Origin of the sequence: Bradyrhizobium liaoningense (assembly GCF_018130955.1) — a bacterium.
Taxonomy (GTDB): domain Bacteria; phylum Pseudomonadota; class Alphaproteobacteria; order Rhizobiales; family Xanthobacteraceae; genus Bradyrhizobium; species Bradyrhizobium liaoningense_C.
This window is the reverse complement of the sequence record NZ_JAFCJM010000042.1, coordinates 1-24,229: the sequence shown is the minus strand read 5'-3', so window position 1 is coordinate 24,229 and position 24,229 is coordinate 1. Positions and strand designations below refer to the sequence as shown.

Annotated in this window: 20 protein-coding genes; 11 read left to right on the top strand and 9 right to left on the bottom strand. The window is 65.2% G+C overall.

The window, feature by feature from the left end:
• Positions 1 to 5: 5 nt before the first annotated feature.
• The 7 genes from JQ632_RS27535 to JQ632_RS27505 all read right to left on the bottom strand — a co-directional run bounded on the left by JQ632_RS27535 (position 6) and on the right by JQ632_RS27505 (position 12,060).
• Positions 6 to 4,715 carry a GAF domain-containing protein gene (locus JQ632_RS27535; RefSeq protein WP_212405782.1) on the bottom strand — a complete coding sequence of 1,570 codons (4,710 nt, stop codon included), beginning with the start codon at positions 4,713 to 4,715 and terminating at the stop codon, positions 6 to 8.
• Between the two features lie 207 nt (positions 4,716 to 4,922).
• Entirely contained in the window at positions 4,923 to 6,557 is a 1,635-nt protein-coding gene (locus tag JQ632_RS27530) for a thiamine pyrophosphate-requiring protein (protein ID WP_212405781.1), read from the bottom strand.
• A 141-nt stretch (positions 6,558 to 6,698) separates the two neighbouring features.
• On the bottom strand, positions 6,699 to 7,640 hold the full coding sequence (locus JQ632_RS27525; RefSeq protein WP_212405780.1) for an AEC family transporter: 942 nt from the start codon (positions 7,638 to 7,640) through the stop codon (positions 6,699 to 6,701).
• Between the two features lie 88 nt (positions 7,641 to 7,728).
• Complete coding sequence (locus JQ632_RS27520) at positions 7,729 to 9,324, bottom strand: MBL fold metallo-hydrolase (protein ID WP_212405779.1); 1,596 nt, start codon at positions 9,322 to 9,324, stop codon at positions 7,729 to 7,731.
• On the bottom strand, positions 9,321 to 10,241 hold the full coding sequence (locus JQ632_RS27515) for a ribose-phosphate pyrophosphokinase (protein WP_312015668.1): 921 nt from the start codon (positions 10,239 to 10,241) through the stop codon (positions 9,321 to 9,323). Before JQ632_RS27515 ends, JQ632_RS27520 begins: the two co-directional genes overlap by 4 nt.
• A complete protein-coding gene (locus tag JQ632_RS27510; RefSeq protein ID WP_212405778.1) occupies positions 10,238 to 11,779 on the bottom strand; it encodes a thymidine phosphorylase family protein in 1,542 nt (513 codons plus the stop codon). The genes JQ632_RS27515 and JQ632_RS27510 overlap by 4 nt, the downstream gene beginning before the upstream one ends.
• Positions 11,780 to 11,877: 98 nt before the next feature.
• Positions 11,878 to 12,060, bottom strand: coding sequence for a hypothetical protein (locus JQ632_RS27505; RefSeq protein WP_212405777.1), 183 nt, complete (start codon positions 12,058 to 12,060; stop codon positions 11,878 to 11,880).
• A 242-nt stretch (positions 12,061 to 12,302) separates the two neighbouring features.
• On the opposite strand from JQ632_RS27505, the gene JQ632_RS27500 reads away from it, so the two are divergent.
• A complete protein-coding gene (locus JQ632_RS27500) occupies positions 12,303 to 12,467 on the top strand; it encodes a Flp family type IVb pilin (RefSeq protein ID WP_212405776.1) in 165 nt (54 codons plus the stop codon).
• A gap of 4 nt (positions 12,468 to 12,471) precedes the next feature.
• On the opposite strand, the gene JQ632_RS27495 is transcribed toward JQ632_RS27500, so the two are convergent.
• Positions 12,472 to 12,705 carry a hypothetical protein gene (locus JQ632_RS27495; RefSeq protein WP_212405775.1) on the bottom strand — a complete coding sequence of 78 codons (234 nt, stop codon included), beginning with the start codon at positions 12,703 to 12,705 and terminating at the stop codon, positions 12,472 to 12,474.
• Positions 12,706 to 12,765: 60 nt separating this feature from the next.
• Positions 12,766 to 13,731, bottom strand: a complete 966-nt coding sequence (locus tag JQ632_RS27490; protein ID WP_212405774.1) for a Ku protein — start codon at positions 13,729 to 13,731, stop codon at positions 12,766 to 12,768.
• Positions 13,732 to 13,985: 254 nt separating this feature from the next.
• Between JQ632_RS27490 and JQ632_RS27485 the strand changes: the two genes are divergently transcribed.
• The 10 genes from JQ632_RS27485 (at position 13,986) to JQ632_RS27440 (ending at position 24,151) form a co-directional block, all read left to right on the top strand.
• Positions 13,986 to 14,141 (top strand): hypothetical protein, encoded by a 156-nt coding sequence (locus JQ632_RS27485; protein ID WP_212405773.1) that lies wholly within the window; start codon positions 13,986 to 13,988, stop codon positions 14,139 to 14,141.
• Positions 14,142 to 14,354: 213 nt separating this feature from the next.
• The gene (locus JQ632_RS27480) at positions 14,355 to 15,029 is read left to right on the top strand and encodes a response regulator transcription factor (protein WP_212405772.1); all 675 of its coding nucleotides are present in this window, start codon (positions 14,355 to 14,357) and stop codon (positions 15,027 to 15,029) included.
• Positions 15,030 to 15,188: 159 nt separating this feature from the next.
• The gene (locus JQ632_RS27475; RefSeq protein WP_212405771.1) at positions 15,189 to 16,565 is read left to right on the top strand and encodes a sensor histidine kinase; all 1,377 of its coding nucleotides are present in this window, start codon (positions 15,189 to 15,191) and stop codon (positions 16,563 to 16,565) included.
• 161 nt (positions 16,566 to 16,726) lie between these two features.
• A complete protein-coding gene (locus tag JQ632_RS27470) occupies positions 16,727 to 18,121 on the top strand; it encodes a hypothetical protein (protein ID WP_212405770.1) in 1,395 nt (464 codons plus the stop codon).
• Positions 18,122 to 18,221: 100 nt separating this feature from the next.
• On the top strand, positions 18,222 to 18,491 hold the full coding sequence (locus JQ632_RS27465) for a hypothetical protein (RefSeq protein ID WP_212405769.1): 270 nt from the start codon (positions 18,222 to 18,224) through the stop codon (positions 18,489 to 18,491).
• A 131-nt stretch (positions 18,492 to 18,622) separates the two neighbouring features.
• Positions 18,623 to 19,741: a c-type cytochrome biogenesis protein CcmI gene (gene ccmI / locus JQ632_RS27460; protein WP_212405768.1), complete on the top strand. Its 1,119-nt coding sequence runs from the start codon at positions 18,623 to 18,625 to the stop codon at positions 19,739 to 19,741.
• Positions 19,742 to 19,778: 37 nt separating this feature from the next.
• The gene (gene ccmE / locus JQ632_RS27455) at positions 19,779 to 20,267 is read left to right on the top strand and encodes a cytochrome c maturation protein CcmE (protein WP_212405767.1); all 489 of its coding nucleotides are present in this window, start codon (positions 19,779 to 19,781) and stop codon (positions 20,265 to 20,267) included.
• Entirely contained in the window at positions 20,264 to 22,246 is a 1,983-nt protein-coding gene (locus JQ632_RS27450; RefSeq protein WP_212405766.1) for a heme lyase CcmF/NrfE family subunit, read from the top strand. The genes ccmE and JQ632_RS27450 overlap by 4 nt, the downstream gene beginning before the upstream one ends.
• Positions 22,247 to 22,250: 4 nt before the next feature.
• Complete coding sequence (locus JQ632_RS27445) at positions 22,251 to 22,733, top strand: cytochrome c-type biogenesis protein (protein WP_212405765.1); 483 nt, start codon at positions 22,251 to 22,253, stop codon at positions 22,731 to 22,733.
• A 74-nt stretch (positions 22,734 to 22,807) separates the two neighbouring features.
• Entirely contained in the window at positions 22,808 to 24,151 is a 1,344-nt protein-coding gene (locus JQ632_RS27440) for a methyl-accepting chemotaxis protein (RefSeq protein ID WP_212405764.1), read from the top strand.
• Positions 24,152 to 24,229: the final 78 nt, after the last annotated feature.

Genomic DNA, 24,229 nt, shown 5'->3' with positions numbered 1-24,229 from the left:
TAACCTCAAGTCCTGTTTGAAAAATTGCTTTTGCGCGGCAATCGGATCGTGAACTCGGTAAACTCGCCCGGACAAGTATCGACGTCTATTGTACCACCGTGCTGTTTCACGATGATGTCGTGGCTCATGGATAGGCCCAAACCGGTACCTTCGCCGGCCGGCTTGGTCGTGAAGAAGGGGTTGAACATCTTCTCCTTGACCTCAGGCGGAATGCCGATGCCATTGTCGCGAATGCGGATTTCGACATGCTCGCCGCGGGCCTGCGTGCTGGCGATCACGACGGGCGCATAGCCTGCAGCGGTCTCGGCCTTTCGCTTCGCCACGGCGTAGAATCCGTTTGAGATCAGGTTCAAGAGGACCCGCGTGATCTCCTGCGGGAATGCTTCGACGATGCCGGCCTCGGGGTCGAGCTCGCGCGTGATCATGACGTTGAATTGCGGCTTTTCGGCGCGGGCGCCGTGATAGGCGAGGTTGAGGCTCTCCTCGACCAGTGCGTTGATATCGGTCGGCCGGTGCTCACCGCTGCCCTCGCGCGAATGCAGCAGCATGTTCTTGACGATGGAATCGGCGCGCTTGCCGTGCTGAACGACCTTTTCGAGATTGTTCTTCAACAGCCCGGTCAGCTCGTCGACTTCGCCGCGGATGTCGTCGGCGAGCTTTGACGTGGCGAGCAGATCGTTCAGCTCCCCCGTCAGCTCGGCCGACAGCGCGGCAAAGTTGTTGACGAAGTTAAGGGGGTTCTTGATCTCATGCGCGATGCCGGCGGTGAGCTGGCCGAGGGAGGCGAGCTTTTCGGTCTGAATCAGGCGGTCCTGCGCGGTGCGCAATTCATCAAGAGACTTCGCAAGTTCCTGGGTTCGTGCCTGAACCTCTTCGAACAGGCGAACATTCTCGATCGCGATCACGGCCTGGTCGGCGAACGTCGAAACAAGCGCGATTTGCTGCTCGGTAAATGAGCGCACTTCGGTCCGACGAACCACGAGCGACCCGATGACCTCCTGCTCTCGCATGAGAGGTACGGCGAAAATTGTCCGGTGTCCCATGCGTCGCGCCATCTCGCATCCGAGGGGAAACTCGACCTCCTCGGCTTGCAGGTCGTCGATGTGGATCGGCTTGCGATCGACCACGGAACGTCCGGTAACCCAAGCCCTCGATACCGGAGATTGGGCGAAATCAATCGGGATCGGGCCATAGTGAGCGCCGACGCGGAGGAATTCACCTGCTCGCAGGAAGAGTACGGTGTCATAGGCTTCGCACAGGCGACACGCTGACTCCGTCAGCGTGTCAAACACTTTCTGCAAGTCGAAGGTTGAGCGGCTGATCACCTTGAGCACTTCCGCGGTTGCAGTCTGCTGCTGCAAAGCCTCGGTGAGATCGCGCGTCTTGGCCTGCACCTCCTCAAACAGGCGGACATTGCCGATGGCGATCACCGCCTGGTCGGCGAATACCTCGATGGCCTGGATTTGACGCTGCGTAAAAGGTTTGTGGTGCGATTGGCGGAGCACGATGGCGCCGAGGGATTCGCCGTCGCGCAGCAGGGGCGCCACCAGCAAGGCGCGCGGCCCGCCGAGAGCCGCACGCGTATTCCGCGACAAGTCCGGATCATCCATGACGTTGGGGTAGTGAAGCGTCCGCTTCTCCCGGGTCAGACGCTCGAACAGGCTGTACGGTTCGTCGATCGCCCCGGGATTGGCGCGCAAATATTCGACATGTTTCGGCACATCGCCGCTGAGGGCAGCGAAATGGGCCATGCCGTCACGGAACAGCAGGATCGTAGCGGCATCCGAACCGCATAGTTCGCGCGATGTCTGCACGATCGCATCGAGCACCGGCTGCAAGGCATCGGGCGAGCGGCTGATGACCTTCAGAACCTCCGAAGACGCGGTCTGGAATTGCAGGGATTCAGTGAGATCGCGCGTCTTGGCCTGCACCTCCTCGAACAGTCGGACATTGCCGATGGCGATCACCGCCTGGTCGGCGAAGGTCTGTAGCAGGGCAACCTGCTTGTCGCTGAAGGCAACTGGTTCGAGGCGACGCATTGCGATCGCGCCGATGGCCTCTCCCTCGCGCAAGAGAGGTACGCTGAGCGTGCAGCGGTGGCCCTGTTCGCGCGACAGCCGTTGTCCCTCAGGAAACACGGCTGCCTCGGGAGCCTGAAAGTCGGGCACCTGCACTGGGACCTTGTCGACGACCGAGCGGCCGACGACCCACTCCCTGCTGATTGGGCGTGGCTGTCCACCCGACCGTATCGGGCCGTGATGGGCGCTGAAATGCAAATCGTTGCCGATCCTGAGCAGCACGCTGGCATCGTTGGCACTGCAAAATGCACAAGCGCTTTCGACGATGGCCTGGAGGGCCGGCTCGACGTCGGTTGGCGTGGATGCAATCACCCTCAGCACGTCGCCGGTCGCAGTCTGCTGCTGCAGCGCCTCGGAAAGGTCCCGCGTCTTGGCCTGAATTTCCTCGAACAGCCGTACATTGCCGATCGCGATCACGGCCTGGTCGGCGAAGGTGGCCACGAGGTCGATCTGCTTCTGCGTGAACGCCTCGACGCGCTGGCGGGCAAGCACGATGGTGCCGATCGGCTCGTTCTCGCGCAACAGTGGAACCGCAAGTGCGGTGTGCTGTTGCGCCAGCGAGATCGATTCCCGCAAGGTGTATTCGGGATCCGTCGCGACATCCAGGATCTGCACCGGGCGCTTCTCCAGCACGGCCCGACCCGTGATCGTGCCGCGGTCGACCGTCAGCGGATGGCCCTTGAGGAAGTCGATATAGGCTTGCGTGTAGCCGACCGCCGCGCCTGCGCGATACTCGTCGCCCTCCCGGCGCATGATGAATGCCATCTCGGCATCGCACAGCCGCGCCGCGCTCTGCACCAGCGTGTCGAGCACCGATTGCAGGTCGAAGGTCGAGCGGCTGATGGTCTTCAGTACGTCTCCCACGGCGGTCTGCTGCCGCAACGCCTCTTCCTGCTCGCGCGTCCTGGCCTGCACCTCGTCGAACAGCCGGACATTCTCGATCGCGATCACGGCCTGGTCGGCGAAATGCCGCAACAACGCGATCTGAGACGCATGGAACGGCTTGACCTCCTTGCGGTAGATCGTGATAGCGCCGCGCAGCGATCCGTTCCTGCGAAGGGCGACCACCAGTGCGGACCGCGCGCCTCCGAGCTCTACGACGGCGCGGCGTAACGGATTGCCTGCCCGATAGGCGTCCTCGTCTTTCTGATCGAGATTGTGAACGATGTCCTCGCCGTCTATCAGGCGCTGATGTGCATCTCCAGGCCGAGGTTGATTCATGCCTGCTCGGAAATGTTCGGCGAGTGCGGGCGGCACGCCGCACTGCGCCGCGAACGCGTATCGTTGGCCGTCATAGATGGTCAGAAATCCGAATGCCGCCTCGCAGAGGTGCAGCGCCCGAGCCAGAATCGCGTCAAAAACAGGCTGCACGTCGGAAGGCGAACTCGCGATCACCTTCAGGATGTCGGCGGTCGCCGTCTGCCGCTCCAGTGCCTCCTTCGTCTCGTTGAACAGCCGCGTGTTCTCGATCGCGATGAGGGCCTGGTCACGGAAGGATTCAGCGAGCGCGATTTCGTTCTCGGTAAGCTTGCCAAGGCGGCTGCCGGCCAGTGCGAGTAGGCCGATGCATTCCCCGCCGCGCAAGAGCGGCAGAAAGAGCGAGGAGTTGACGCCGAACATGTCGCGAATATTGCGCTCATGCTCCGGCAGGTCGATCTTCGACCAGTCCGGCAGATGCAGCACCTCCTTGCTCAGGATGGCTCGCGAGGGGAAGTTGGCGGCGGGGTCGATCGGCAGGTTGGCCGGGCCGAGCTCGGCCAGCGGTCCGTCGCGATTGGCAGCTGCGACAGGCGAATAAGTGTTGCCGTCGCAGCGCAGCACGAAGCCGAGATCGCAGCCGAGCAGGCGAACCGCAGTGAGGTTGATGGCGTCGAACACCGGCTGCACGTCAGTCGGCGACTGGCTGATAACCCGAAGAATTTCGGACGACGCGGTCTGCCGCTCCAGCGCCTCGCGTGTTGCGGTGAGCAGCCGCGCGTTCTCGATCGCAATCGCGGCCTGATCGGCGAAGATCTGCTGGAGCGCCATTTCCTCGTCGGTGAATGGCGCAAGGCGGTCGCGGTAGACGATGAGCGCGCCGATCGCCTTGCCCTCGCGGCGCAGCGGCGAGCCCGACATCGACCGGGTGCCGCCGGCACGCGCGAAGGGCAGGCCGGGCCAGTCAGCGATCGCGGGATCGACATTGTCGAGGTCGGGCACGTGAACCTGGCGGTTTTCGGCCACGATCACGCCGGGCATGTTGCGTCCGCCGATCTTGAGCTGCGTCTCCGGAACGCCCGCGCCGATGCGCTGCGAACTCTCGCCGACACGGATGATCTCGGCCCAGCCGTCGCCCTCGGCGACATGGATGGCCGCGCTCGGCGCGCCGAACAGGCGGGCCGAGGTTTCGGCGATCCGGTAAAGGGTGCGCTTGGCGTCGCCCGGCGCTTCGGCGATGGCGCGCAGGATTTCCGCACTGGCGTTGCGGCGGTCGCGCCAGACATCCAGGGTGCCGCGCAGCCGCGCAGCCTCTTCCTCCGCAACGGCCCGGCCGGCGAGCGCCTGGTCGCGCTCCGCGGCACTCGCCTGCAATTTCTGCTCGAGCTCGGCAATCCTGGCTTTGAGCTCGGCCACCACGTCCTGCGGAAGGGCGGTCATTCCCGAAAATCCAAGTGGCCCGGCGCCTGGAGGGGCCGGGCCCAATCGCTGAAAGCCGGATTATTCCACCGCAGAGGCTGCAGGGCTAGGGTCTGATCCTCCCGATTTGGCTCGTCATTGCGGGGCGATGCGCCAGCATCGAACCCGGAATCTCGAGGTTCCGGGTCTGGTGCTGGCGCACCAGCCCGGAATGACGAAATGGAGTGCTCAGGTGCCGGGCCGCGATACCTCCGTCTCCTTGCTGGTAATGAATTCGAGCAAGACCGGCACGCCTTCCTTGGTCTTCTGGATGCCGCGCTTGATCGCCGGGACGATGTCCTCCGGCCTTGTGACGCGCTCGCCGTGGCCGCCGAAAGCGCGCGCCATGGCGGCATAGTCGCCGGAAATATCCGTGGAGCGGTACTTTTCGGTCGAGATCGGCATCACCTTCAGCTCGATCGCCATCGAAAAGTTGTTGAGCAGGATCGACATGATCGGAATGCGCTCGCGCACCGCGGTCTCGAAGTCCATGCCGGTGAAGCCGATCGCGGCATCGCCCCAGACGTTGATGCAAAGCTTGTCGGGCTTTGCGAGTTTTGCTCCCATCGCGAGCCCAAGGCCGTAGCCGAGCTGGGTCGTCTTTCCCCAGCCGAGATAGGAGAGCGGCTCGACCGCCTTCCAGAACGGCGAGAGCTGGTCGCGCGGGCTGCCGGCATCATGCGTGATGATGGTGTTGTGGATGTCGACGGTGTGCTGGAGATCCCAGAGCACGCGGTAGGGATTGAGCGGGGCGTCGTTGCTGGTGAGCTTTGGCATCCACTTCGCCAGCCACTCCTTGTGCGAGGCGGCGATCTCGGCCGCAACCGCTGACGCGTCGCGGTTCACGGTGACGGCCTTGCCGATTTCCTCCAGCAGCGCGTCGAGCACGAGGCCGGCGTCGCCGACGAGGCCGATCTTCGCTTCCACGTCCTTGTTGAGATGGTTCGGATCGAGCGTGGAATGGATGATGGTCTTGCCCTTCGGCATCGCGATGCCAAAGCTGGTCTCGGTGAAGGAGCAGCCGATGCCGAAGATGACGTCGGCTTCGGCGAGGAATTTTGGCACCGCGCGCGGTACCGCAAGCCCGCCCGACCCGAGCGAGAGCGGGTGCGTCTCGGGGAAGGACGATTTGCCGCCTAAGCTGGTGGTGACGGGGATAGCGAGAAGTTCGGCGAGCCGCCTCAGTTGCGCCCACGCCTGCGCGTAATGCACGCCCTGGCCGGCATAGATCACGGGACGCTTTGCGTTGACGAGCAGGGCAGCGGCTTCCTTTACGTGAACGGGATCAGCCCCGTAGCGGGTGCGCAGCACCGGCGTGTAGGTGAGCGGCTCCGGCACCTCCTCGTTCCACATGTCGGCGGGGATCTCGACGATCACGGGACCGCCGCGGCCGTTCTTCAGCTTGGTGAATGCGCGACGGAAAATGTTGGCGACCTCAGCGGCCAGAATGATCGGCTCGGACGATTTCGAGAACGGCTTCATCGCGTCAGAGGAGTTGAAGTTCGGTTCGATATGCGAAAGCCGCCTCTGATAGCCCATCGGCAGCACCAGCACCGGTACGGATTCGCCAAAGCATTGCGCGACGCCGCCCATGGCGTTCTCGGCGCCGGGCCCATGCTGCATGCAGAAGGCGCCGATCGAGCGGCCCGAAGTGACGCGGGAGATCGCGTCCGCCATGTGAATGCCGACGCGTTCCTGCCGCACCATCACGGGGCGGATCTCGGCCTTGGCCGCGTGCTCGATCAGGTGGTTGACGGGATAGCCGCAGAGGATCTCGATCCCCTCGCGCCGCATGATTTCCGCTATCGCAGTGCCGAGCTTCATGGCGTCTCTCTCCCTGAGGCAGGCCGGTTGGTCCGGCCGATTGATGGAGAGAGGATCAGGAATCTGCCGGGTGGTAAAGCGTGCGGGGCCGGGCGTCGCAGTAGGTCAGCTATGCAGTGTGCTGAGCCTTGCGCGTCGCGCTCAACGCGCGTCCGGCACAAGTCCGGACAGGAGGTACAGCGCGACCAAAAGTGTCCCCACCGACAAGACCGTCGTCATCGACACCGTGGCCGCGACCAGCGGCTCCTCGACCTTGTGCTCGTGGGCCAGCACGTAGACGGTTTTTGCCGTCGGCACGGCGGCGCAGATGACGGCGGCGACCGTGTAAAGGGGATTGAGGCCTGAGATCAGACAAAGCCCATAGACGATCAGCGGCATGATCACGAGCTTCACGGCCGAAAGCGCGATCGATGCCGAGAGGTGCGCCCGCAGGCCCTCGACCGACAGGCCGAGCCCGATGGCAAACAGCGCGCAGGGCGTGAGCGCACCCGCGATGATGTTGAGATAGGCCGCAACCGGCGCCGGAATCGGCAAGCCAACGATCGCCCATGCCAGACCGATGAGCGTCGACAGCACCATCGGATTGAGCAGGATCTGCGTCACCAGCCCGTTGGAAGGTGCGGACGGCTCGCGCGCGCCGTGCCTTTCCAAAAGGACGACCGTGATCGGAAACATCACGGCCGCCACGAACACCGTCGCGACCGCCGCGGGCAAGACGGCGGGCTGGCCGTAGATGGCATGCAGGATCGGCAGCGCCACGAAGCCGGTATTGGTCATCGCCGCGGTCATTCCATACATCGTGCTGGAGGCAAGATCGTGCTTTCCGCCGGCGCGAACTACCAGGAAGACCAGCGCGAAGCAGATGACGGAGCCGCCTCCGAATGCGAACAGAAAACGCCATTCCAGGAGATTGCGGGCCGGCTCCTGCGCGATGGTGACGATCAACAGTGCCGGCATCGCCACGTTATAGGCAAAATGGATCAGCCCGGTCGCGAGTGAGCGGGAGAGATAGCCGAGCGACCCGGCGAGCCAGCCGGTGACGATGATCGCGAACACCGGAAGGACGAGGCCGACGACTTCCATCCGCGTTCCCCCAGGAGGCGAGTTGATGGAGCGATGCTATCGCGTACTTGCCATCATTGCGAGCGTGGCTCTGGATGGGAGCAGCCAGCTATCCGCCGTCGTCCAGCGCCCGCCGCAGCCGGCGGATGATGACGCCGCGGGCGCGGTCGTCGGCCGCAGTGCCGATCTTGTCGTTGATGTCGAGCATCAGCTCCGACATCTCGTTGTGCCAGTCGAGCTGGGTCACCGCTTCCGGCTCCAGCCGGCGCCGATGGTCGACGTCGAGCACACGCGGCTCGGCCGTCGAGAGCTCATAGATATCGTCGAGCACCGGCTGGTAGATCTTGGCCGCGGGAATGATGCGCTCGCCGACGCGCTCGGCGAGACCCGCGATCGCCTCTTCCTCGCCATGCACCAGGAACAGCCCGCGCGCGATCGGGCGGCGCGCGGCGATCCAGTGCGCCATGCCGGCGCCGTCGGCATGTCCCGAATAGTCGTCGATCATGCGGATGCGCGCGGCGACCCTGATCTCCTCGCCCTGGATCCGCACCGCTTTGGCGCCGTTCTGGAGGAAACGGCCGAGCGTGCCGTTGGCCTGATAGCCCGCGAGCAGGACGGTGGCGCGCTCGTTCCACAGCCAGCGCTTGAGATGATGGCGGATGCGCCCGGCATCGCACATGCCGCTCGCGGCGATGACGATGTGAAAGCCGGTCAGCCGCATGATCGCCTTGCTCTCGTCCACCGTCTCGGTGAATTTGAGATGCGGGGAATTGAGGAGGCGGCTGACGTCGACGGTCGGATCGAGGCTCGTCGCGTGCTCGCGAAACACTTCGGTGGCGTGGATGGCGAGCGGCGAGTCCAGGAAGATCGGCGCTGCCGGAACCTCGCCGCGCTCCATGAGGTCGACGAGGTCGACGATCAGCTCTTGCGTCCGCTCGACGGCGAAGGCGGGGATCAGCAGGGCGCCTTTGGCGGCGGCCGCATCGCGAACCTCACCGGCGAGATGCTGCCGGCGCTGCTCCGGCGTGGTGACGGCGCGGACGCGGTCGCCATAGGTGGCTTCCGAGATGACGTAGTCGAGATCCGACGGTGCCTCTGGATCGGGCTGCAGCAGCTTTGCCTCCGGGCCGACGTCGCCGGAGACCAGCACGCGCAGCGGCCGCGCGCCGTTCGCCTCGGCGAATTCGAGCTCGATCGAGGCGGAGCCCAGGAGATGCCCGGCGTTCCAGTAGCGCGCGCGGACGCCTTTGATGACCTCGACCCAGCTTTCATACGCGACCGGGCGAAACGATTGCAGCGCGGCGACCGCGTCGGCCCGCGTGTAGATCGGTGTGACGTCCTTGCGCCCGCGCGCCGCATTGCGGCGGTTCAGCGCGGCGACTTCCGATTCCTGAATGCTGCCGGCATCCGGCAGCATGTAGGAGCAGAGATCGATGGTGCCGCGGGTGGCGAAGATCGGGCCGTCGAACCCACCGCGCACCAGTTTTGGCAATAGTCCGCTGTGGTCGATATGCGCATGCGTCAGCAGCACCGCGTCGATATCGGCGGGACGGAACGGGAAGGTGCCGTAATTGAGCTCCTTGAGCGTCTTCTGCCCCTGGAACAGGCCGCAATCGACAAGGATGCGGCCGCGCGCGGTCTGGAACAGATAGCTCGAGCCGGTCACGGTACGGGCGGCGCCGCAAAATTGAACGGTCACGCTCATGGCGTCTTCTCCAGCGGATCGGCTGCAGTCAGTTCGCGCGTCAGCGCGGCGGCAAGGATCGTGTCGAGCGCGATCGCATTCGTTGGATGCGGCACGCCGTCTGTCGAACGGATCGAGCGGATGCCGGCGTCCGCGAGACGTGCCGTCATCTCAGGTGGAAACAGCGCGTGCGTCACGACGGCATCGACGCTCGCCGCGCCGATCGCCTTCAACGCCTTCGCGGCGACCGTCAGCGTTCCGCCCGAGGAGACGATATCGTCGACCAGCAGCGCCGGCCGTCCGGCGAGCAGGCCTGGATCGGCGAATGCGATGTCTACCGAACGATCGCTGCGCCGCGTCTTGCGCGCCACCGTGTGCTGCAGCCCGAGCCGGCCGGCGAGATCGCGGACCCAGGGCTCGGATTCCACGTCGGGGCCGATTACGATCGTGGCGGGATCGATGCCGGCCTCCGCCAGCGCGTCCGCCATCGCCGGCATCGCGGACAGGTTCTCTGCCTCGATTCCGGGAAATACGGAGGCAATGTCCGGCGTGCGATGCAGGTGCGCATCGACCGTGATGATGCGATCGAAGTTCGTCGCAAGCAGGCGCCCGATGGCGTGCTGGCTGACGGCTTCGCCGGCGTGAAACGCGATATCCTGGCGCATGTAGCAGAGATAGGGCGCCACCAGGACCAGCCGCTTCGCGCCATTGCGTTGCAGCGCTTCTGCGGCAAACAGCAGGGCGATCAGCTTCTCATTGGGCTGGTCGAGCGATGCATGGAGGATCGTGGTAGCAGCCGCAGGGCCGACGGTCACGCGCAGCTCCGCGTCGGGGAAGTGGTGGAGGCCAATCTCATGGCAGGGAAGCCCGAGCCGCGCCGCCAATCGCCTGGCGGCGCCACTGCCGGACGGCAGGCTCTGAAAGGCCACCATGTTCACGACACCGTCTTGCTCTGCGAGGCCTCATGGCCGTTGATGGCATAGCCGTTGTCGGCGGCCGTCGCGCCTGCCGCGAGGTCGTGCTCCGGCTGGTCGAACGTGTAGACGCGGTACAGCGGCTCGCCCTGCTCGACGCGGTCGCCGATCTTCTTGAACAGGCGGATGCCGGCGCCCTTGTCGAGCGGCGCACCGGCGGTGCGGGCGAGGCGGTTCAGCCGCAAACAGTCGATCGCCGACACCACGCCGTCGCGTGACGCCTTGACGTCGAAGGAGAGATGGCCGAGTTCGGTCGCGCATTTCGACGGGCCCTGCGCGTCGATGATCTTCTGCATCTGCTTCAGTGCCGCGCCGCTTTCCAGCAGCTCGCGGGCGCGCGCGTAGCCGGTGCCGCCGCGCAGTTTGGGATCGTAGTCCAGAAGATGCGCGGCGAGCCGCAGCGATTTTTCACGCAGGTCGCGCGGCGCCTCCGGCTCGTTGCCGAGCACCGCCATCACGTCATTCGCTTCCAGCACCGGGCCGATGCCGTTGCCGATCGGCTCGCTTCCATCAGTCGTGATCACCTCGACGGTGCGGCCAAAACGGTCGCCGACGAATTCGAACAGCTTTCGCAACCGCATCGCGTCCGTCGCCTTCGTCACCTTGGCGGTGGGGCCGACCGGGATGTCGATCAGCAGGTGCGTCGAGCCCGCCGCGATCTTCTTCGACATGATCGAGGCGACCATCTGCTCGCGCGTGTCGAGGCTCAGCGGACGCTCAACCGAGATCAGGATATCGTCGGCCGGCGACAAATTCACATGTCCGCCCCAGATCAGGCAGCCATTGCAGGCCGCGACGATCGTCTTCATCTCCTCGACGCCGATATTGACGCGCGCCAGCACCTCCATCGTATCGGCCGTGCCGGCGGGCGAGGTGATGGCGCGGGAGGACGTCTTCGGGATGGTCAGGCCGTGGGCGGCAACGATCGGCACCACGATCATCGAGGTGCGGTTGCCGGGGATGCCGCCGATGCAGTGCTTGTCGACGACGATCTGCTCCGGCCATTTCAGTTGGGTGCCGGCCTCTGCCATTGCGCCGGTCAGCGCCAACAGCTCGTCGGACGTGATGAAGCTCGCCGAGCCGATCAGGAAGGCCGCAATCTCCATGTCGGAGTAGCGATAATGGGCGAGGTCGTCGATGACGGCACCGATCTCGGCGCGGCTCAAGGTCTGCCCGCGGATTTTTGCACGCACCGCCTCCATGCTCTCCGGCGCCGACGCCGGCGTCACCGTGACGAGACTGCCGGCCGGCTGGGCGAAGCGGCGGAAGGCGGGCTCGGACAGGCCGATCTCGTCGGGGCCGACCAGCGCGTTGTCGTCGGTGATCAGCAGCGTCGCGAGCAGCGTCCGGGAGTCGCTGCGGAGCTCGACCCGGCTGAAACCGCGAAAAATGTCGGCGCGCAGCGCCGTCGACTGCCGGGAGATGACGATGACGTTCTCGCGGCCGGTGTCGAGGTGGACGCGTCGTATCTTCAGTTGCGGGCGTGAAAGGTCGGGCTTCATGGGCAGGCCGGCAGAGATGCAGTCTTGGACTGATAGCTGCCTTAGCCGAGGCCTCGTTGACCCAGATCATGGCCTGCGCGGCCAGAGACCGGGGTGACTCAAGCCGAGGGTGGCCGTCCCGATCGGAGCCTGGCGCGGCGCTTCAGCGCCGCCGCAAGACGTCCGACCAGATCGCTCACGACGTGCGGCTGCGAACGCGCCGCGGTATCGGCGGCCCGTTCTTCCTCGGTCGCGTCGTTCACGATGCCGATGTAGTTTCGTCTCGTGTCTTGCTGCTGCACAGGACCTGGCTCCAACGCGGCCAACCATGCTGCGCGGACGGACAATCGAGGGTTAATTTGGTCTTCCGTAGGATTACCGTGGCGCAGCATCGGGGATGCGTCGAACCGATCGCGCATGCGGCCAACGCATTTAACGAAGCGTTGACGCTTTTCGTCAACATCGCGGCAATCCCTTCACAATAGATTGCCGCTCTCGCACGACGGCGGAGAAGCCGCCAAATCCGTTTCGACAGGAGTCTCGCATGCGGCGGCTGATGATGAAGTTTCTCGCCGATCAATCCGGCGCGACCGCGATCGAGTACGCCCTGATCGCGACCGGCATCAGCGTCGTGATCGTGACCGCGGTGCAGGGGATCGGCACCGCCATGAACGGCAAATACGCCTCCGTCAGCACGTCGCTCAAATAGCCCGTCAGCCGCGGCGCGGCGCGTTCAGCGCACGCAGCATGCCGATGCGGGCGAACATCAGCCAGCCGCCGCCGGTCTCGGCCGCGTTGATCAGGTTCTCGATCGCGACCTGCCAGCGCGCCTCGTGCTGTTCGGCTTCGCTCAATTGCATGATGTAGTCGGCCGCCTGCTGAAGTGTGCGCAGCTTGCGTCCGCCGGGCAGGGGGATCGGTTCGTCGAACGGCGCCGACCAGGGCATGTCAGGCCGGGCGATACGCGAGAAGGGACATCACGGCTGCGTCGCCCGGAGGTGGTGCTGCTATCCGGCCTTCCTGCCGCGCGCCGGCGCACGCACCGGCTTGTCGGCCTTCTTCGGCGGCGCTTCCTTAGGCGTTGCGGTCTTGCCGCCCTTGCCGGCGATCGGCAGCAGCATCTCGCGCTGGCCCTCGATGCGCTTCTTCGTCTTCTTGGCCTTGCCGTTTGCCTTCGCGACCGCAGGCGCGGCCTCCTTCTCGCTGGCGAGGCTCTTCTTGAGCGCGTCCATCAGGTTGATGACGTTGCCGGCGGTCTTCGGCGCAGCCTTGGCGACGGGCAGGCCGTTGCGCTTCTTGTTGATGAGGTCGATCAGCGCGGTCTCGTAATGATCCTCGAACATTTCAGGCTCGAACGCGCCGGACTTCTTCTCGACGATGTGCTTGGCGAGGTCGAGCATGTCCTTGGTGAGTTTGACGTCCTGGATGTCGTCGAAATAGTCCTTCTCGCTGCGCACCTCGTAAGGGTAGCGCAGCAGCGTGCCCATCAGGCCGTTGTCGAGCGGTTCCAGCGCGATGATGTGCTCGCGGTTGGTGAGCACGACGCGCCCGATCGCGACCTTGTCCATGGTGCGGATGGTTTCGCGGATCACCGCGAAGGCGTCGTGGCCGACCTTGCCGTCCGGCACCAGATAATAGGGGCGGATCAGATAGCGGTTGTCGATGTCGGCCTTCGGCACGAATTCGTCGATCTCGATTGTGTGGGTCGAGTCCAGCGCGATGTCGTCGAGCTCGTCCTTGGTGACCTCGATATAGGTGTCGGTGTCGACCTTGTAGCCCTTGACGATGTCGTCGGACGACACCTCGTCACCGGTCTCGGCATCGACCTTGAGGTATTTGATCCTGTGGCCGGTCTTCTTGTTGATCTGGTTGAAGGACACCTTCTCGGTGTCCGAGGTGGCCGGGTACAGCGCGACCGGGCAGGTCACGAGCGAGAGGCGCAAAAAACCCTTCCAATTGGCTCTGGGGGCCATGGGTTACTCCAAACGCAACTGGGACAGCAGACAAGAATACCATCCGGGAACCCCGAATCATAGCGAGGGCCGGGATGGAATCTTGCAACGGCGTTAACCAGTCCTCGCATGGCCGCACCCGCACACGAGCAGGCGGGTCTGCGCCCGGCGGCAAGCCGGAACCCCGTTCGCGATCGGGCGTTGGCTCTGCGGACGGCAACAGGCCGCGAGGAGGTCGCGGCGTTTGGACGCGACACGCAAGCATTGAGGTCACCATGGCAACCACGCGACAGCAACATCAGATCGTCGAGACCCCGACCGAAGCGCGCCAAGGTGAGCTGGGACCGTCGATAGCCGCATTGCTCACCGTTTCGACCGGACTTGCGATCCTGATCCTCGGCGTCATCTGGTTCGTGTTCTTCCGGACCTGATCATTCGCGCTTCCGACTCACCGCGTTAAGCGGCAGATTGCGCCCGTCGGGGGCGGCGGCTTGCCGTCGCCGTGGCGGGCGCGGCGGCATGTCGGTACATGACCAAAATGTAACTTTTGTGGGTTCCCCGCGTTCATATTCAGTTCACGCCGGGAGAGGTCATCTGGGGACGGATCTCGTGCAGCCCATCTTGCAGCCCATTTGGAGAGACGCGTGCGCCTGCTCGTTGTTGAGGACGACCCCGATCTCAATCGCCAGCTCACCAAGGCCCTGGCCGACGCCGGTTACGTGGTTGACCGTGCCTTCGACGGCGAGGAGGGGCATTATCTCGGCGACAACGAGCCCTATGACGCCGTGGTGCTCGACATCGGCCTGCCGAAGAAGGACGGCATCTCGGTGCTGGAGGCCTGGCGGCGCAACGGCCGCACCATGCCGGTCCTGATCCTCACCGCCCGCGACCGCTGGAGCGACAAGGTCCAGGGCTTTGACGCCGGCGCCGACGACTATGTCGCAAAGCCCTTCCACCTGGAGGAGGTGCTGGCCCGGATTCGCGCGCTCCTGCGCCGCTCGGCCGGACATGCCCAGAGCGAACTTTCCTGCGGGCCGGTGACGCTCGACACCAGGACCGGCCGGGTCAGCGTGTCAGGCAATCCCGTGAAAATGACCTCGCACGAATATCGGCTGCTGGCCTATCTGATGCACCATTCGGGGCGCGTCGTCTCCCGCACCGAACTGGTCGAACACCTCTACGACCAGGATTTCGACCGCGACTCCAACACGATCGAGGTCTTTGTCGGCCGTATCCGCAAGAAGCTCGACGTCGACATCATCCAGACCGTCCGTGGCCTCGGCTATCTCCTGACCCCGCCGGCCGCGCCGGGGGCCTGAAGGGAGAGCGGTTTCGAGCGAAGCGGATGCCGGTTCGCGTAAAGAAAACGCGTCAAAACAAGTACCTGGAGCTTGACCCGGCCGCGCGACAGGGCTCTTGGTCGCCTATGACCGTCTCGCTATTCCGCGCCGCCCCTTACGCGACCTCGGGCCCTTCCGATGCGCGCTAGCTCGCTTGCGAACCGCCTGTTCCTGTCGGCAACCGCGTGGCTCGTGGTCATTCTCGCCATCACCGGAGTCGTGCTGTCGTCGGTGTACAAGAACGCCACCGAGCGCGCCTTCGACCGCCGCCTCAACCTCTATCTGCGCACCCTGATCGCCGAGGTGGCCACCCCCGACGAGCCGCCGGACCGCCAGTTCCAGTCGCTGGGCGAACCGCTGTTCGAGCTGCCGCTGTCCGGCTGGTACTGGCAGATCACCCGCACCGACACCGAGAAGCCCGAGGCGCGCTCGTCGCGCTCGCTGTGGGACAAGAAGCTGCCCAAGCTAGAAGAGCAGGGCACCGAGCTCACCGCGGCCGGCATCCGGCTCGCTTATGTCGACGGACCCGAAGGCCAGACCCTGCGCACGGTCGAGCGCCCCGTCGATCTCGGCGCCGACGGCAAATATCTCGTCAGCGTCGCGGGCGATGCCACCGAGATTTTCGACGAGACACGCAGCTTCGACTATTACCTCGGCGGCACCTTCACAGCACTCGGCATCGTGCTGCTGCTGACCACCGTGTTCCAGGTCCGCTTCGGCCTCGCGCCGCTGAAGCGGATATCGGAATCGATCGCCGACATCCGCTCCGGCCGTGCGGAACGGCTCGAAGGCGAATTCCCGGTCGAGATCGCGCCATTGGCGCGCGAGACCAATGCCCTGATCGACGCCAATCGCGAGATCGTCGAGCGCGCGCGCACTCATGTCGGCAATCTCGCGCATGCGATCAAGACGCCGCTGTCTGTCATCGTCAACGAGGCGAGCGCGCACGCGGCCGACCCGTTCGCCTCGAAAGTCATGGAGCAGGCCGACGTGATGCGCGACCAGGTCGCCCATCATCTGGAGCGCGCGCGCATTGCCGCCCGCGTCTCGATCGTCTCGACCGTGACCGAGGTGGCCCCGACCATCGAGGCGTTGCGGCGGACGATGGAAAAGATCCATCGCGACCGCGCCATCAGCGTCGAGGCCAAGGCCGATCCGGCCGCAAAATTTCGCGGCGAGCGGCAGGACCTGGAGGAGATGGTCGGCAATCTCGTGGACAATGCCTGCAAATGGGCGGCCTCGCGTGTCTTCATCGAGGTCGCGGTGGAAGCCCCGAACAAGCCGGGGGCGGGGCACCGGATGCGGATCATCGTCGATGATGACGGGCGGGGCCTGTCCGAGGCCGAGCGGGCGCAGGTCGCGCGGCGCGGCCAGCGGCTCGACGAGTCCAAGCCCGGGTCCGGGCTCGGCCTGTCGATCGTCACCGACCTGGCCTCGCTCTATGGCGGCGGCCTCACGCTCGGTCACGCGCCGATCGGAGGCTTGCGGGCGGAACTGGTGCTCCCCGGAGTTTAGTCGTTGTTCCGACGAGGCTTTTCTTGTCGTACTCCGGAGCTTTTCGGGTCAAAAGGCGTCGCTCCGACCCAACTTCCTAAAGGGCTTCTTAACGCGCACGCCCCTATGATCGCGCACGGACGCACCCTGCCGTCCGCCTGACCACCGTGCATACCGGGCTCATGAGCCAGACATCGATCGAGCGGCTGAGAGATTATCTCGCGCAGCTCCCGCCGCAGGCGCAGGCGCTGCTGATGCGGGAGTTCGAGCGCGCGCTCGAACGCGGCCAGGACACGGCCGTGGCGACCCTCGTGCTCGACCAGTTGCGCCGGATCGTGCGCGCCGCCGAGCCCGACGACGATACGCCGGCGCGCAGCGGAGACCCGGCGCGCGTCCTGTTCCAGCCCCTCGAGCCCTTCCTGGTCGATGCCGGCATTCCGATCCGCGTCGGCCAGATCCGCCGCTCCTCGCTGCCGCCGATCTGGCAGTGGCTGGGGCGTGACGGCGCCCCTGAGCAGGTGCGCGAGTTCGAGAGGGCGCTCGGCCGCCTGTCGGACGAAGGCCAGGTGGAAGCGCTCGCCCGCAAGATGCAGGGCGTCGCGGCGGATGCGATCTATCAACTGACCGGCCCCGGCGGCGGCGACAAATCACGCGCGCTCGCCCGCGTCGGGCCGCCCAACGTGATCGAGGATCTCTACTCGATCGGTGCGGTGCTGCAGCTTCGCGAAGCGGTCGAGACACTGAACGGCCGCCTGCCGCGGTTCCTGCGCGCTTTCGGAGATTCCCAGATCGCCTCGGTGACGGCGGCGCTCAACGTTCCCGCTTTGCAGACGCCGCAGATGCTGCCGTTCGCGCTGACCATGGTGATCGCGCGCATGACGGCGCCCTGGCAGATCATCCGCCTCGCCATCAAGATGGCCGCCTCCGATGACGAGATCCGCGTCGCGGCGACGCCGTTCGGCGTGGCCGTCACGATCGCGCTGCACGATCTGTCCTGTCTCGCCGCGATGCTGCGCATGGACATCAAGCGCGGCCGCTTCGACAATATCGGGGAGAACCTGAAGGCGCTGCATGACGGTGTGCGCGGCCTCCGCACCGAGCTCGACCTGCGCAATGATTCCGCCTGGGGCAAGCAACTCACCTCGATCCGCGCCGACATTTCCAACGCCCTGCAATCCGAGATCGACAGCGTTCCCGGCCGCGTTCGCCGCATCCTGCGCCAGCGTGCCGAGAAGGACATTCCGCCGGGCGCGCGGATCGACTCCACCGAGGTGGAAGAGACCGTGGCGCTGATCGACTTCGTCGCGACCTGCCGCAATTATGCGAGCGAGCTCGCGATCAACGAGGTGACGCTGCGCACCTATTCCGACCTCCAGCAATATGTCGAGCGCTCCACGGAATCGCTGGTGCAATCGCTGCGTGCCGCCGACCTCAAGGTCCGCACCTACCGGCAGCAGCAGATGCAGGCCGCCATCCGCTTCTGCGAGGTGCTGTTCGGCGACGATTACGCGTCGCTAATGAGCCGGGCGGCCGAGAATGCGCTGACCGGTGAGCGCAAATCGTCGCGCGCCGGCTAAATCAGGCGCAATTTTACTAGCCACAATTTGTGGTTGACCTGACCCGAGGCGCACCGTACGGTCCGCCGCGCAAGTCCGGGACAATTCAATTCGTGGGCGCATGAAACCCGTCATCAGCTTCGTGGAAATCGAGAACCGCGTCATTTCGGCGACCTATCGCAGGTTGATGGTCAGGGCCAAGGTCGTGCTGGTCGAGAAGGCGAGCGGCCGGCAGCTCGTCGAGCCCGTCACGACGATTGCGTCCCCCGTCCCCGTCGGCGCGCTGCGCATCAGACTGCCCGATACGATCAAGCCCGGAACCTATTTCCTCAAAGCCCTCAACGGGCATGGCGAGGATGCCGCGCGAAGTGTCGAGTTCGAGGTCGGCTAAGCCGTTGGATTTGAACCATTTCGGTCCCAGTCTGCCTCGCGTCCAATTGACAATTGTCAATTGGCGCACCGCCTAGGCGTGGTGTAAAGCGACGCAAGGGCGCGGGTCACGCGCTGCCGGAAACCTGCCTGATGACTCCTTGGTTCGTGTTCGCGCTGATGACGGTCGCGGCGATCTTCGCCGTGCTCTGGCCGCTCGGCCGTGGCAATCGCGACGCCAGCCAAGACCTTGAAGGTCAGGGCAGCGAGACCGCGGTCTACAAGGACCAACTCGCCGAGATCGAGCGGGATCTTGCCGCAGGGCTTATCGCCGCTCCCGAAGCCGAGGCCGCGCGGGTCGAGATCGGCCGCCGCCTGCTGGCGGCCGCAAGCTCAGAACAGGCGTCAGCCGGCCAGTCCCATGTGAACTGGCGCCGCGCCGCGGCCGTGCTGGCGCTGATCGGTGTGCCGCTGGTCGCCATCGGCGTCTATGCCCCCCTCGGCTCGCCCCAGCTCAAGGACTTTCCGCTCGCCGAGCGCAGCCGCGCGCCCAACATGGCGCAATCGCTCGAAAACCTCGTGACGCAGGTCGAGCAGCATCTGGAGAAGAACCCGACCGACGGCCGCGGCTGGAACGTGCTCGCGCCGGTGCTCGAACGGCTCGGCCGTTACGACGATGCCGTGCGCGCCTACCGCAACGTGCTGACCTATAGCGGCGAGAACGCCGAGCGCCATTCCGATCTCGGCGAGGCGCTGTCGGCGGCCGCGGGCGGCGTGGTGACGGCGGAAGCCAAGAGCGAGTTCGAGCGCGCGCTCGCGCTCAATGCCGAGGAGCCGAAGGCCAATTACTTCCTCGGTCTTGCGGCCGAGCAGGACGGCCGCAAGGACGATGCGGCAAAGATCTGGCGCGGGCTGCTGGCGAAGGCGCCGGCCGATGCGCCGTGGCGTCCGCTGGTAGCGTCGTCGCTGGTGCGGGTCGGCGGCAGCGCGGCACCCGCGCTCTCGGACGAGACGCTCGCGGCGGCCAAGGATTTGAGCGAGGGGGACCGCGGCGCGATGGTGCGCGGAATGGTCGAGCGTTTGGCCACGCGCCTCAAGCAGAATGGCGACGACGTCGACGGCTGGCTGCGCCTCGTGCGCGCCTATCTCGTGATGGGCGAGCGCGACAAGGCGAAGGCTGCGCTATCGGATGCGCGCCAGGCGATTGCCAACGACGCAGACCGGTTGCGCCAGCTCAACGAGGGCCTGAAAAATCTGGGGCTCGATGGATGACGATCGCGGGACGATCCAGCTCGGGAAGAGACCTACCATGACGCGCAAGCAGCGACGTATGACAATCATCGGCGGATCGCTCGCGGTGCTCGCGCTCGCGGCAGCCCTGGTGCTCAATGCCTTGCGCGATTCCATCGTGTTCTTCTCGACACCATCAATGGTGGCCGAGAAGCACGTCGAGCCCGGCAAGCGGTTCCGCCTTGGCGGCCTGGTGCAGCCCGGCTCGCTCCAGCGCGGCGACAATCTCGCGGTCACCTTCGAGGTCGCCGACGGCAATGCAAAACTTCCGGTTGCCTATAAGGGTATTTTGCCCGACCTGTTCCGCGAAGGGCAGGGCGTCGTCGCCGAAGGCGCACTCGATGCCAACGGCGTGTTCAAGGCCGATACGGTGCTGGCCAAGCACGACGAGACCTACATGCCCAAGGAAGTCGCCGATGCCCTGAAGAAGCAGGGCCACTGGAAGGACGATTACGGCGCAAAACCCGGCGTGACCGCGCAGGGCGATCCGAAGGGAGCCGTGCGGTGATTGCGGAGTCCGGACATTACGCGCTGGTGCTGGCGCTCGCGCTGGCGCTGATCCAGTCGATCGTTCCCCTGATCGGCGCGCGGCTGAACGACGCCGCGCTGATGAACGTCGCGCGCTCGACCGCGCTGGCGCAGCTCCTGTTCGTCGGCGCGTCCTTTATTGCGCTGGTCACGCTGCACGTCGCCTCGGATTTCTCCGTCGCCAACGTCTATGAGAACTCCCACTCGATGAAGCCGCTGATCTACAAGATCACCGGCGTGTGGGGAAACCATGAAGGCTCGATGCTGCTGTGGGTGTCGATCCTGGCGCTGTTCGGCGGCCTCGTTGCACTGTTCGGCAACAACCTGCCGCTGTCGCTGCGCGCGCATGTGCTGAGCGTGCAGGCCTGGGTTGCCAGCGCCTTCTATCTCTTCATCCTGATGACCTCGAACCCGTTTTTGCGGATCGCCAATCCGCCGATCGAGGGACGCGATCTCAATCCGGTCTTGCAGGACATCGGCCTCGCCGTGCATCCGCCGATGCTCTATCTCGGCTATGTCGGCTTCTCGATCTCGTTCTCCTTTGCGATTGCGGCGCTGATGGAAGGGCGGATCGATGCGGCCTGGGCGCGCTGGGTGCGGCCGTGGACGCTGATGGCGTGGATCTTCCTCACGCTCGGCATCGCCATGGGTTCGTACTGGGCTTACTACGAGCTCGGCTGGGGCGGCTGGTGGTTCTGGGATCCGGTCGAGAATGCTTCGCTCATGCCGTGGCTTGCCGGCACCGCGCTGCTGCATTCAGCCTTGGTGATGGAGAAGCGCAATGCGCTGAAGGTCTGGACCATCTTGCTGTCGATCCTGACCTTCTCCTTGTCGCTGCTGGGCACCTTCCTGGTGCGTTCGGGCGTCCTCACCTCCGTGCATGCTTTTGCCAGCGATCCGACGCGCGGCGTGTTCATCCTCCTGATCCTCTGTGTTTTCATCGGCGGCAGCCTCAGTCTCTACGCCGCGCGTGCCTCGTCGCTGAAACAGGGCGGCCTGTTCGCGCCGATCTCGCGCGAGGGCGCGCTGGTGCTGAACAACCTCTTCCTCACCACGGCCTGCGCGACCGTGCTGGTCGGAACGCTCTATCCGCTCGGGCTCGAAGTTTTGACCCACGAGAAGATTTCCGTCGGCGCGCCGTTCTTCAATCTGACGTTCGGGCCGCTGTTCGTGCCGCTGCTGATCGCCGTTCCCTTTGGCCCGATGCTGGCCTGGAAGCGCGGCGATCTGCTCGGCGCTGCCCAACGGCTGATGGCGGCCGGCATCGGCGCGCTGCTCGTGCTCGCCTTGGTGTGGGCCTGGGCCCGCGGCGGCAGCGCGCTGGCGGCGCCCGCGATTGCGCTCGCGGTCTTCGTCATCCTGGGTTCGCTCACCGACCTCGTCGAGCGCGCCGGCCTGTTCCGCGTGCCCTTCGCAACCGCGCTGAGCCGCGCGCGCGGATTGCCGCGCTCGGTCTGGGGCACGGCGTTCGCGCATGCGGGCCTTGGCGTCGCGCTGATCGGGATCGTCTGCGAGACCACCTGGAACAGCGAATATATCGGCACGATGAAGCCCGAGGACGTCGCCAAGGTCGCCGGCTATGAGTTGAAGCTCGACGGCCTGCTGCAGCGCCAGGGTCCCAACTTCCGCGAGATGATCGCGCAGTTCGAGGTCTTCAGCGATGGCGACAAGGTCAGCGTCATGGCGCCATCGAAGCGCAGTTTTTCGACCCGCGGCTCGTCGACCACCGAGGCCGCACTTCTGACCCGTGGCGCGAGCCAGCTCTACGTCTCGCTCGGCGACGTCACGAGTGAAGGCGCGATTGCCGTCCGCATCTATCACAAGCCGCTGGTGCTGCTGATCTGGTGGGGGCCAGTGCTGATGGCCTTCGGCGGCATGCTGTCGCTGTCGGATCGGCGGCTGCGGGTCGGTGCGCCAAAGCCGGCGCGGGCGCAGCAGCGCCTTCAGCCGGCGGAGTGATCAGATGCGTCGGATGATGGCTGTGATCTTTGCGCTCGTGCTGCTCGGCCTGCCTGCGGTTCACGCCGTGCAGCCCGATGAGATCATGGCCGATCCCGCCAAGGAAGCCCGCGCACGCGAGCTGTCGCGCGAATTGCGCTGCATGGTTTGCCAGAACCAGTCGATCGACGATTCCGAGGCGCCGCTAGCGCGCGATCTGCGGCTGTTGGTGCGCGAGCGGATCGCCGCCGGTGACAGCAATTCGCAAGTGATCGACTTCCTCGTCGTGCGTTACGGCGAGTTCGTGCTGCTCAAGCCACGCTTCGAACGCCAAACCCTGTTGCTGTGGCTGCTCACGCCGGTCGTGCTGGCACTCGGTGGTATCGCGCTGTGGTTTCAGATCCGGCGTCGATCGCGGGGCGGTGCAGATGTACCCGCGCCGCCTCTCACATCTGACGAAGAGGCAAGGCTCGCCGCGCTGATGTCGGACGACGCCAAATCCGGCTAGCAAAGGCCGCTTCATGCAATCTTGAGATTTGTCTGGAAGTGTCTTGCCGCGCTTACCTCAGACGAGTCATCCCGATGTTCTCCGACAGCAAACTGACGATCCGCTTCCTGGTCGGCGCCGTCGTCGCGGCATTATTGTTCCTGCTTGGCATCGGCGGCGGCACGGGTTTTGTCGCCGTGCTCTATCTCAACAGCCAGATCACGAGCCTGTCGGCCGATTTCGCTGCGCTCAGCGGTCCCGCGCGCGATCATGCGATGCAGATCTACCAGCAGTCCCAGGCGGCGTTCTCCTACTTCCTGATCGCGTGCGGCGCGATCGCCGTCGTCGCTTTCGCGATCTGCCTCACGACGTGGTTTGCCGTCCGCAACGGCATCTTGCGTCCACTCTCCGCGATCGTGCATGCGATGCGGGAAGTCGCCGACCAGAAATTCGAGACGCCGATCCCGGGGCTGGGCGGCTCCAACGAGATCGGGCTGCTCGCCGGCGCGTTGCAGGTCTTCAAGACCAACGGCGTCGAGCGGCGGCGGCTCACCGAGCAGCAATTGCACGAGGCGCAGCACCAGGCCGAGCGGTCAAAATATCTCGACGCCAGGATCAAGGGGTTCAACGAGCTCGTCGCCGGTGTTGTCGACAGCGTGGCCTCCTCGGCGGTCCATCTGAAGCGCAACGCCGAAACCTTGTCCGATGTCGCCAACGAGACCAGCAGCAAGGCCAATGCGGTGGCGAGCGCCGCGAGCCAGGCCAGTGCGAGCGTGCAGACGGTCGCAGGCTCCGCTGAGGAGATGACGAATTCGATCGGCACCATCAGCCGCCGCGTCACGGATGCGACCCAGCGCGCCGAGGGCGCGGCGGTCGAGGCCCAGAAGAGCCGCGACACCATTCACACGTTGTCTGACGCCGCCGACAAGATCGGCGAGGTCGTGCAGCTCGTGCAGGCTATCGCCTCGCAGACCAATCTGCTAGCGCTCAACGCCACCATCGAGGCGGCGCGGGCAGGCGAGGCCGGCAAGGGTTTTGCGGTGGTCGCCTCGGAGGTGAAGAGCCTCGCCCACCAGACCAGCAAGGCGACGGAGGAGATCACCTCCCATGTCGCCAGCATCCAGGGCATCACCGCCGAAACGCGCGGCGCGATCGACGCCATCTCGAAGACGCTGTCCGAGATCTCGTCGATCATGTCGGGCATCGAGGTCGACACGGCGCAGCAGCGCAATGCGACGCAGGAAATCACCTCCAGCGCCCAGGACGCCGCGCGCGGCACGCTCGACGTCTCCAATCACATCGGCCAGATCACCGCGAGTTCCTCCCAGACCGGACGGATGGCGTCGGAGGCGCGGGATTCGGCCGTCGACCTGTCGCAGCAGGCCGAAGTCCTGAAGCGTGAAGTCGGCGAATTCATCGCCAGCGTCAGGGCTGGCTAGGTTTGGTCTCTCAGGAGGTTGTCCATCTGGTCTGAACCGAGGAAGCTGAGGTTGCGAAGCTTCAGTGTTCCAGGGAGA

Bases quoted from the DNA above. Each gene is read 5' to 3' on its own strand.
- ccmE (WP_212405767.1), top strand. From the start codon at position 19,779: ATGACGCGCAAGCAGCGACGTATGACAATCATCGGCGGATCGCTCGCG.
- JQ632_RS27525 (WP_212405780.1), bottom strand. From the start codon at position 7,640: ATGGAAGTCGTCGGCCTCGTCCTTCCGGTGTTCGCGATCATCGTCACC.
- JQ632_RS27440 (WP_212405764.1), top strand. From the start codon at position 22,808: ATGTTCTCCGACAGCAAACTGACGATCCGCTTCCTGGTCGGCGCCGTC.
- JQ632_RS27495 (WP_212405775.1), bottom strand. From the start codon at position 12,705: ATGCCCTGGTCGGCGCCGTTCGACGAACCGATCCCCCTGCCCGGCGGA.
- JQ632_RS27490 (WP_212405774.1), bottom strand. From the start codon at position 13,731: ATGGCCCCCAGAGCCAATTGGAAGGGTTTTTTGCGCCTCTCGCTCGTG.
- JQ632_RS27465 (WP_212405769.1), top strand. From the start codon at position 18,222: ATGAAACCCGTCATCAGCTTCGTGGAAATCGAGAACCGCGTCATTTCG.
- JQ632_RS27530 (WP_212405781.1), bottom strand. From the start codon at position 6,557: ATGAAGCTCGGCACTGCGATAGCGGAAATCATGCGGCGCGAGGGGATC.
- JQ632_RS27470 (WP_212405770.1), top strand. From the start codon at position 16,727: ATGAGCCAGACATCGATCGAGCGGCTGAGAGATTATCTCGCGCAGCTC.
- JQ632_RS27445 (WP_212405765.1), top strand. From the start codon at position 22,251: ATGCGTCGGATGATGGCTGTGATCTTTGCGCTCGTGCTGCTCGGCCTG.
- ccmI (WP_212405768.1), top strand. From the start codon at position 18,623: ATGACTCCTTGGTTCGTGTTCGCGCTGATGACGGTCGCGGCGATCTTC.
- JQ632_RS27475 (WP_212405771.1), top strand. From the start codon at position 15,189: ATGCGCGCTAGCTCGCTTGCGAACCGCCTGTTCCTGTCGGCAACCGCG.
- JQ632_RS27510 (WP_212405778.1), bottom strand. From the start codon at position 11,779: ATGAAGCCCGACCTTTCACGCCCGCAACTGAAGATACGACGCGTCCAC.
- JQ632_RS27535 (WP_212405782.1), bottom strand. From the start codon at position 4,715: ATGACCGCCCTTCCGCAGGACGTGGTGGCCGAGCTCAAAGCCAGGATT.
- JQ632_RS27520 (WP_212405779.1), bottom strand. From the start codon at position 9,324: ATGAGCGTGACCGTTCAATTTTGCGGCGCCGCCCGTACCGTGACCGGC.
- JQ632_RS27485 (WP_212405773.1), top strand. From the start codon at position 13,986: ATGGCAACCACGCGACAGCAACATCAGATCGTCGAGACCCCGACCGAA.
- JQ632_RS27500 (WP_212405776.1), top strand. From the start codon at position 12,303: ATGCGGCGGCTGATGATGAAGTTTCTCGCCGATCAATCCGGCGCGACC.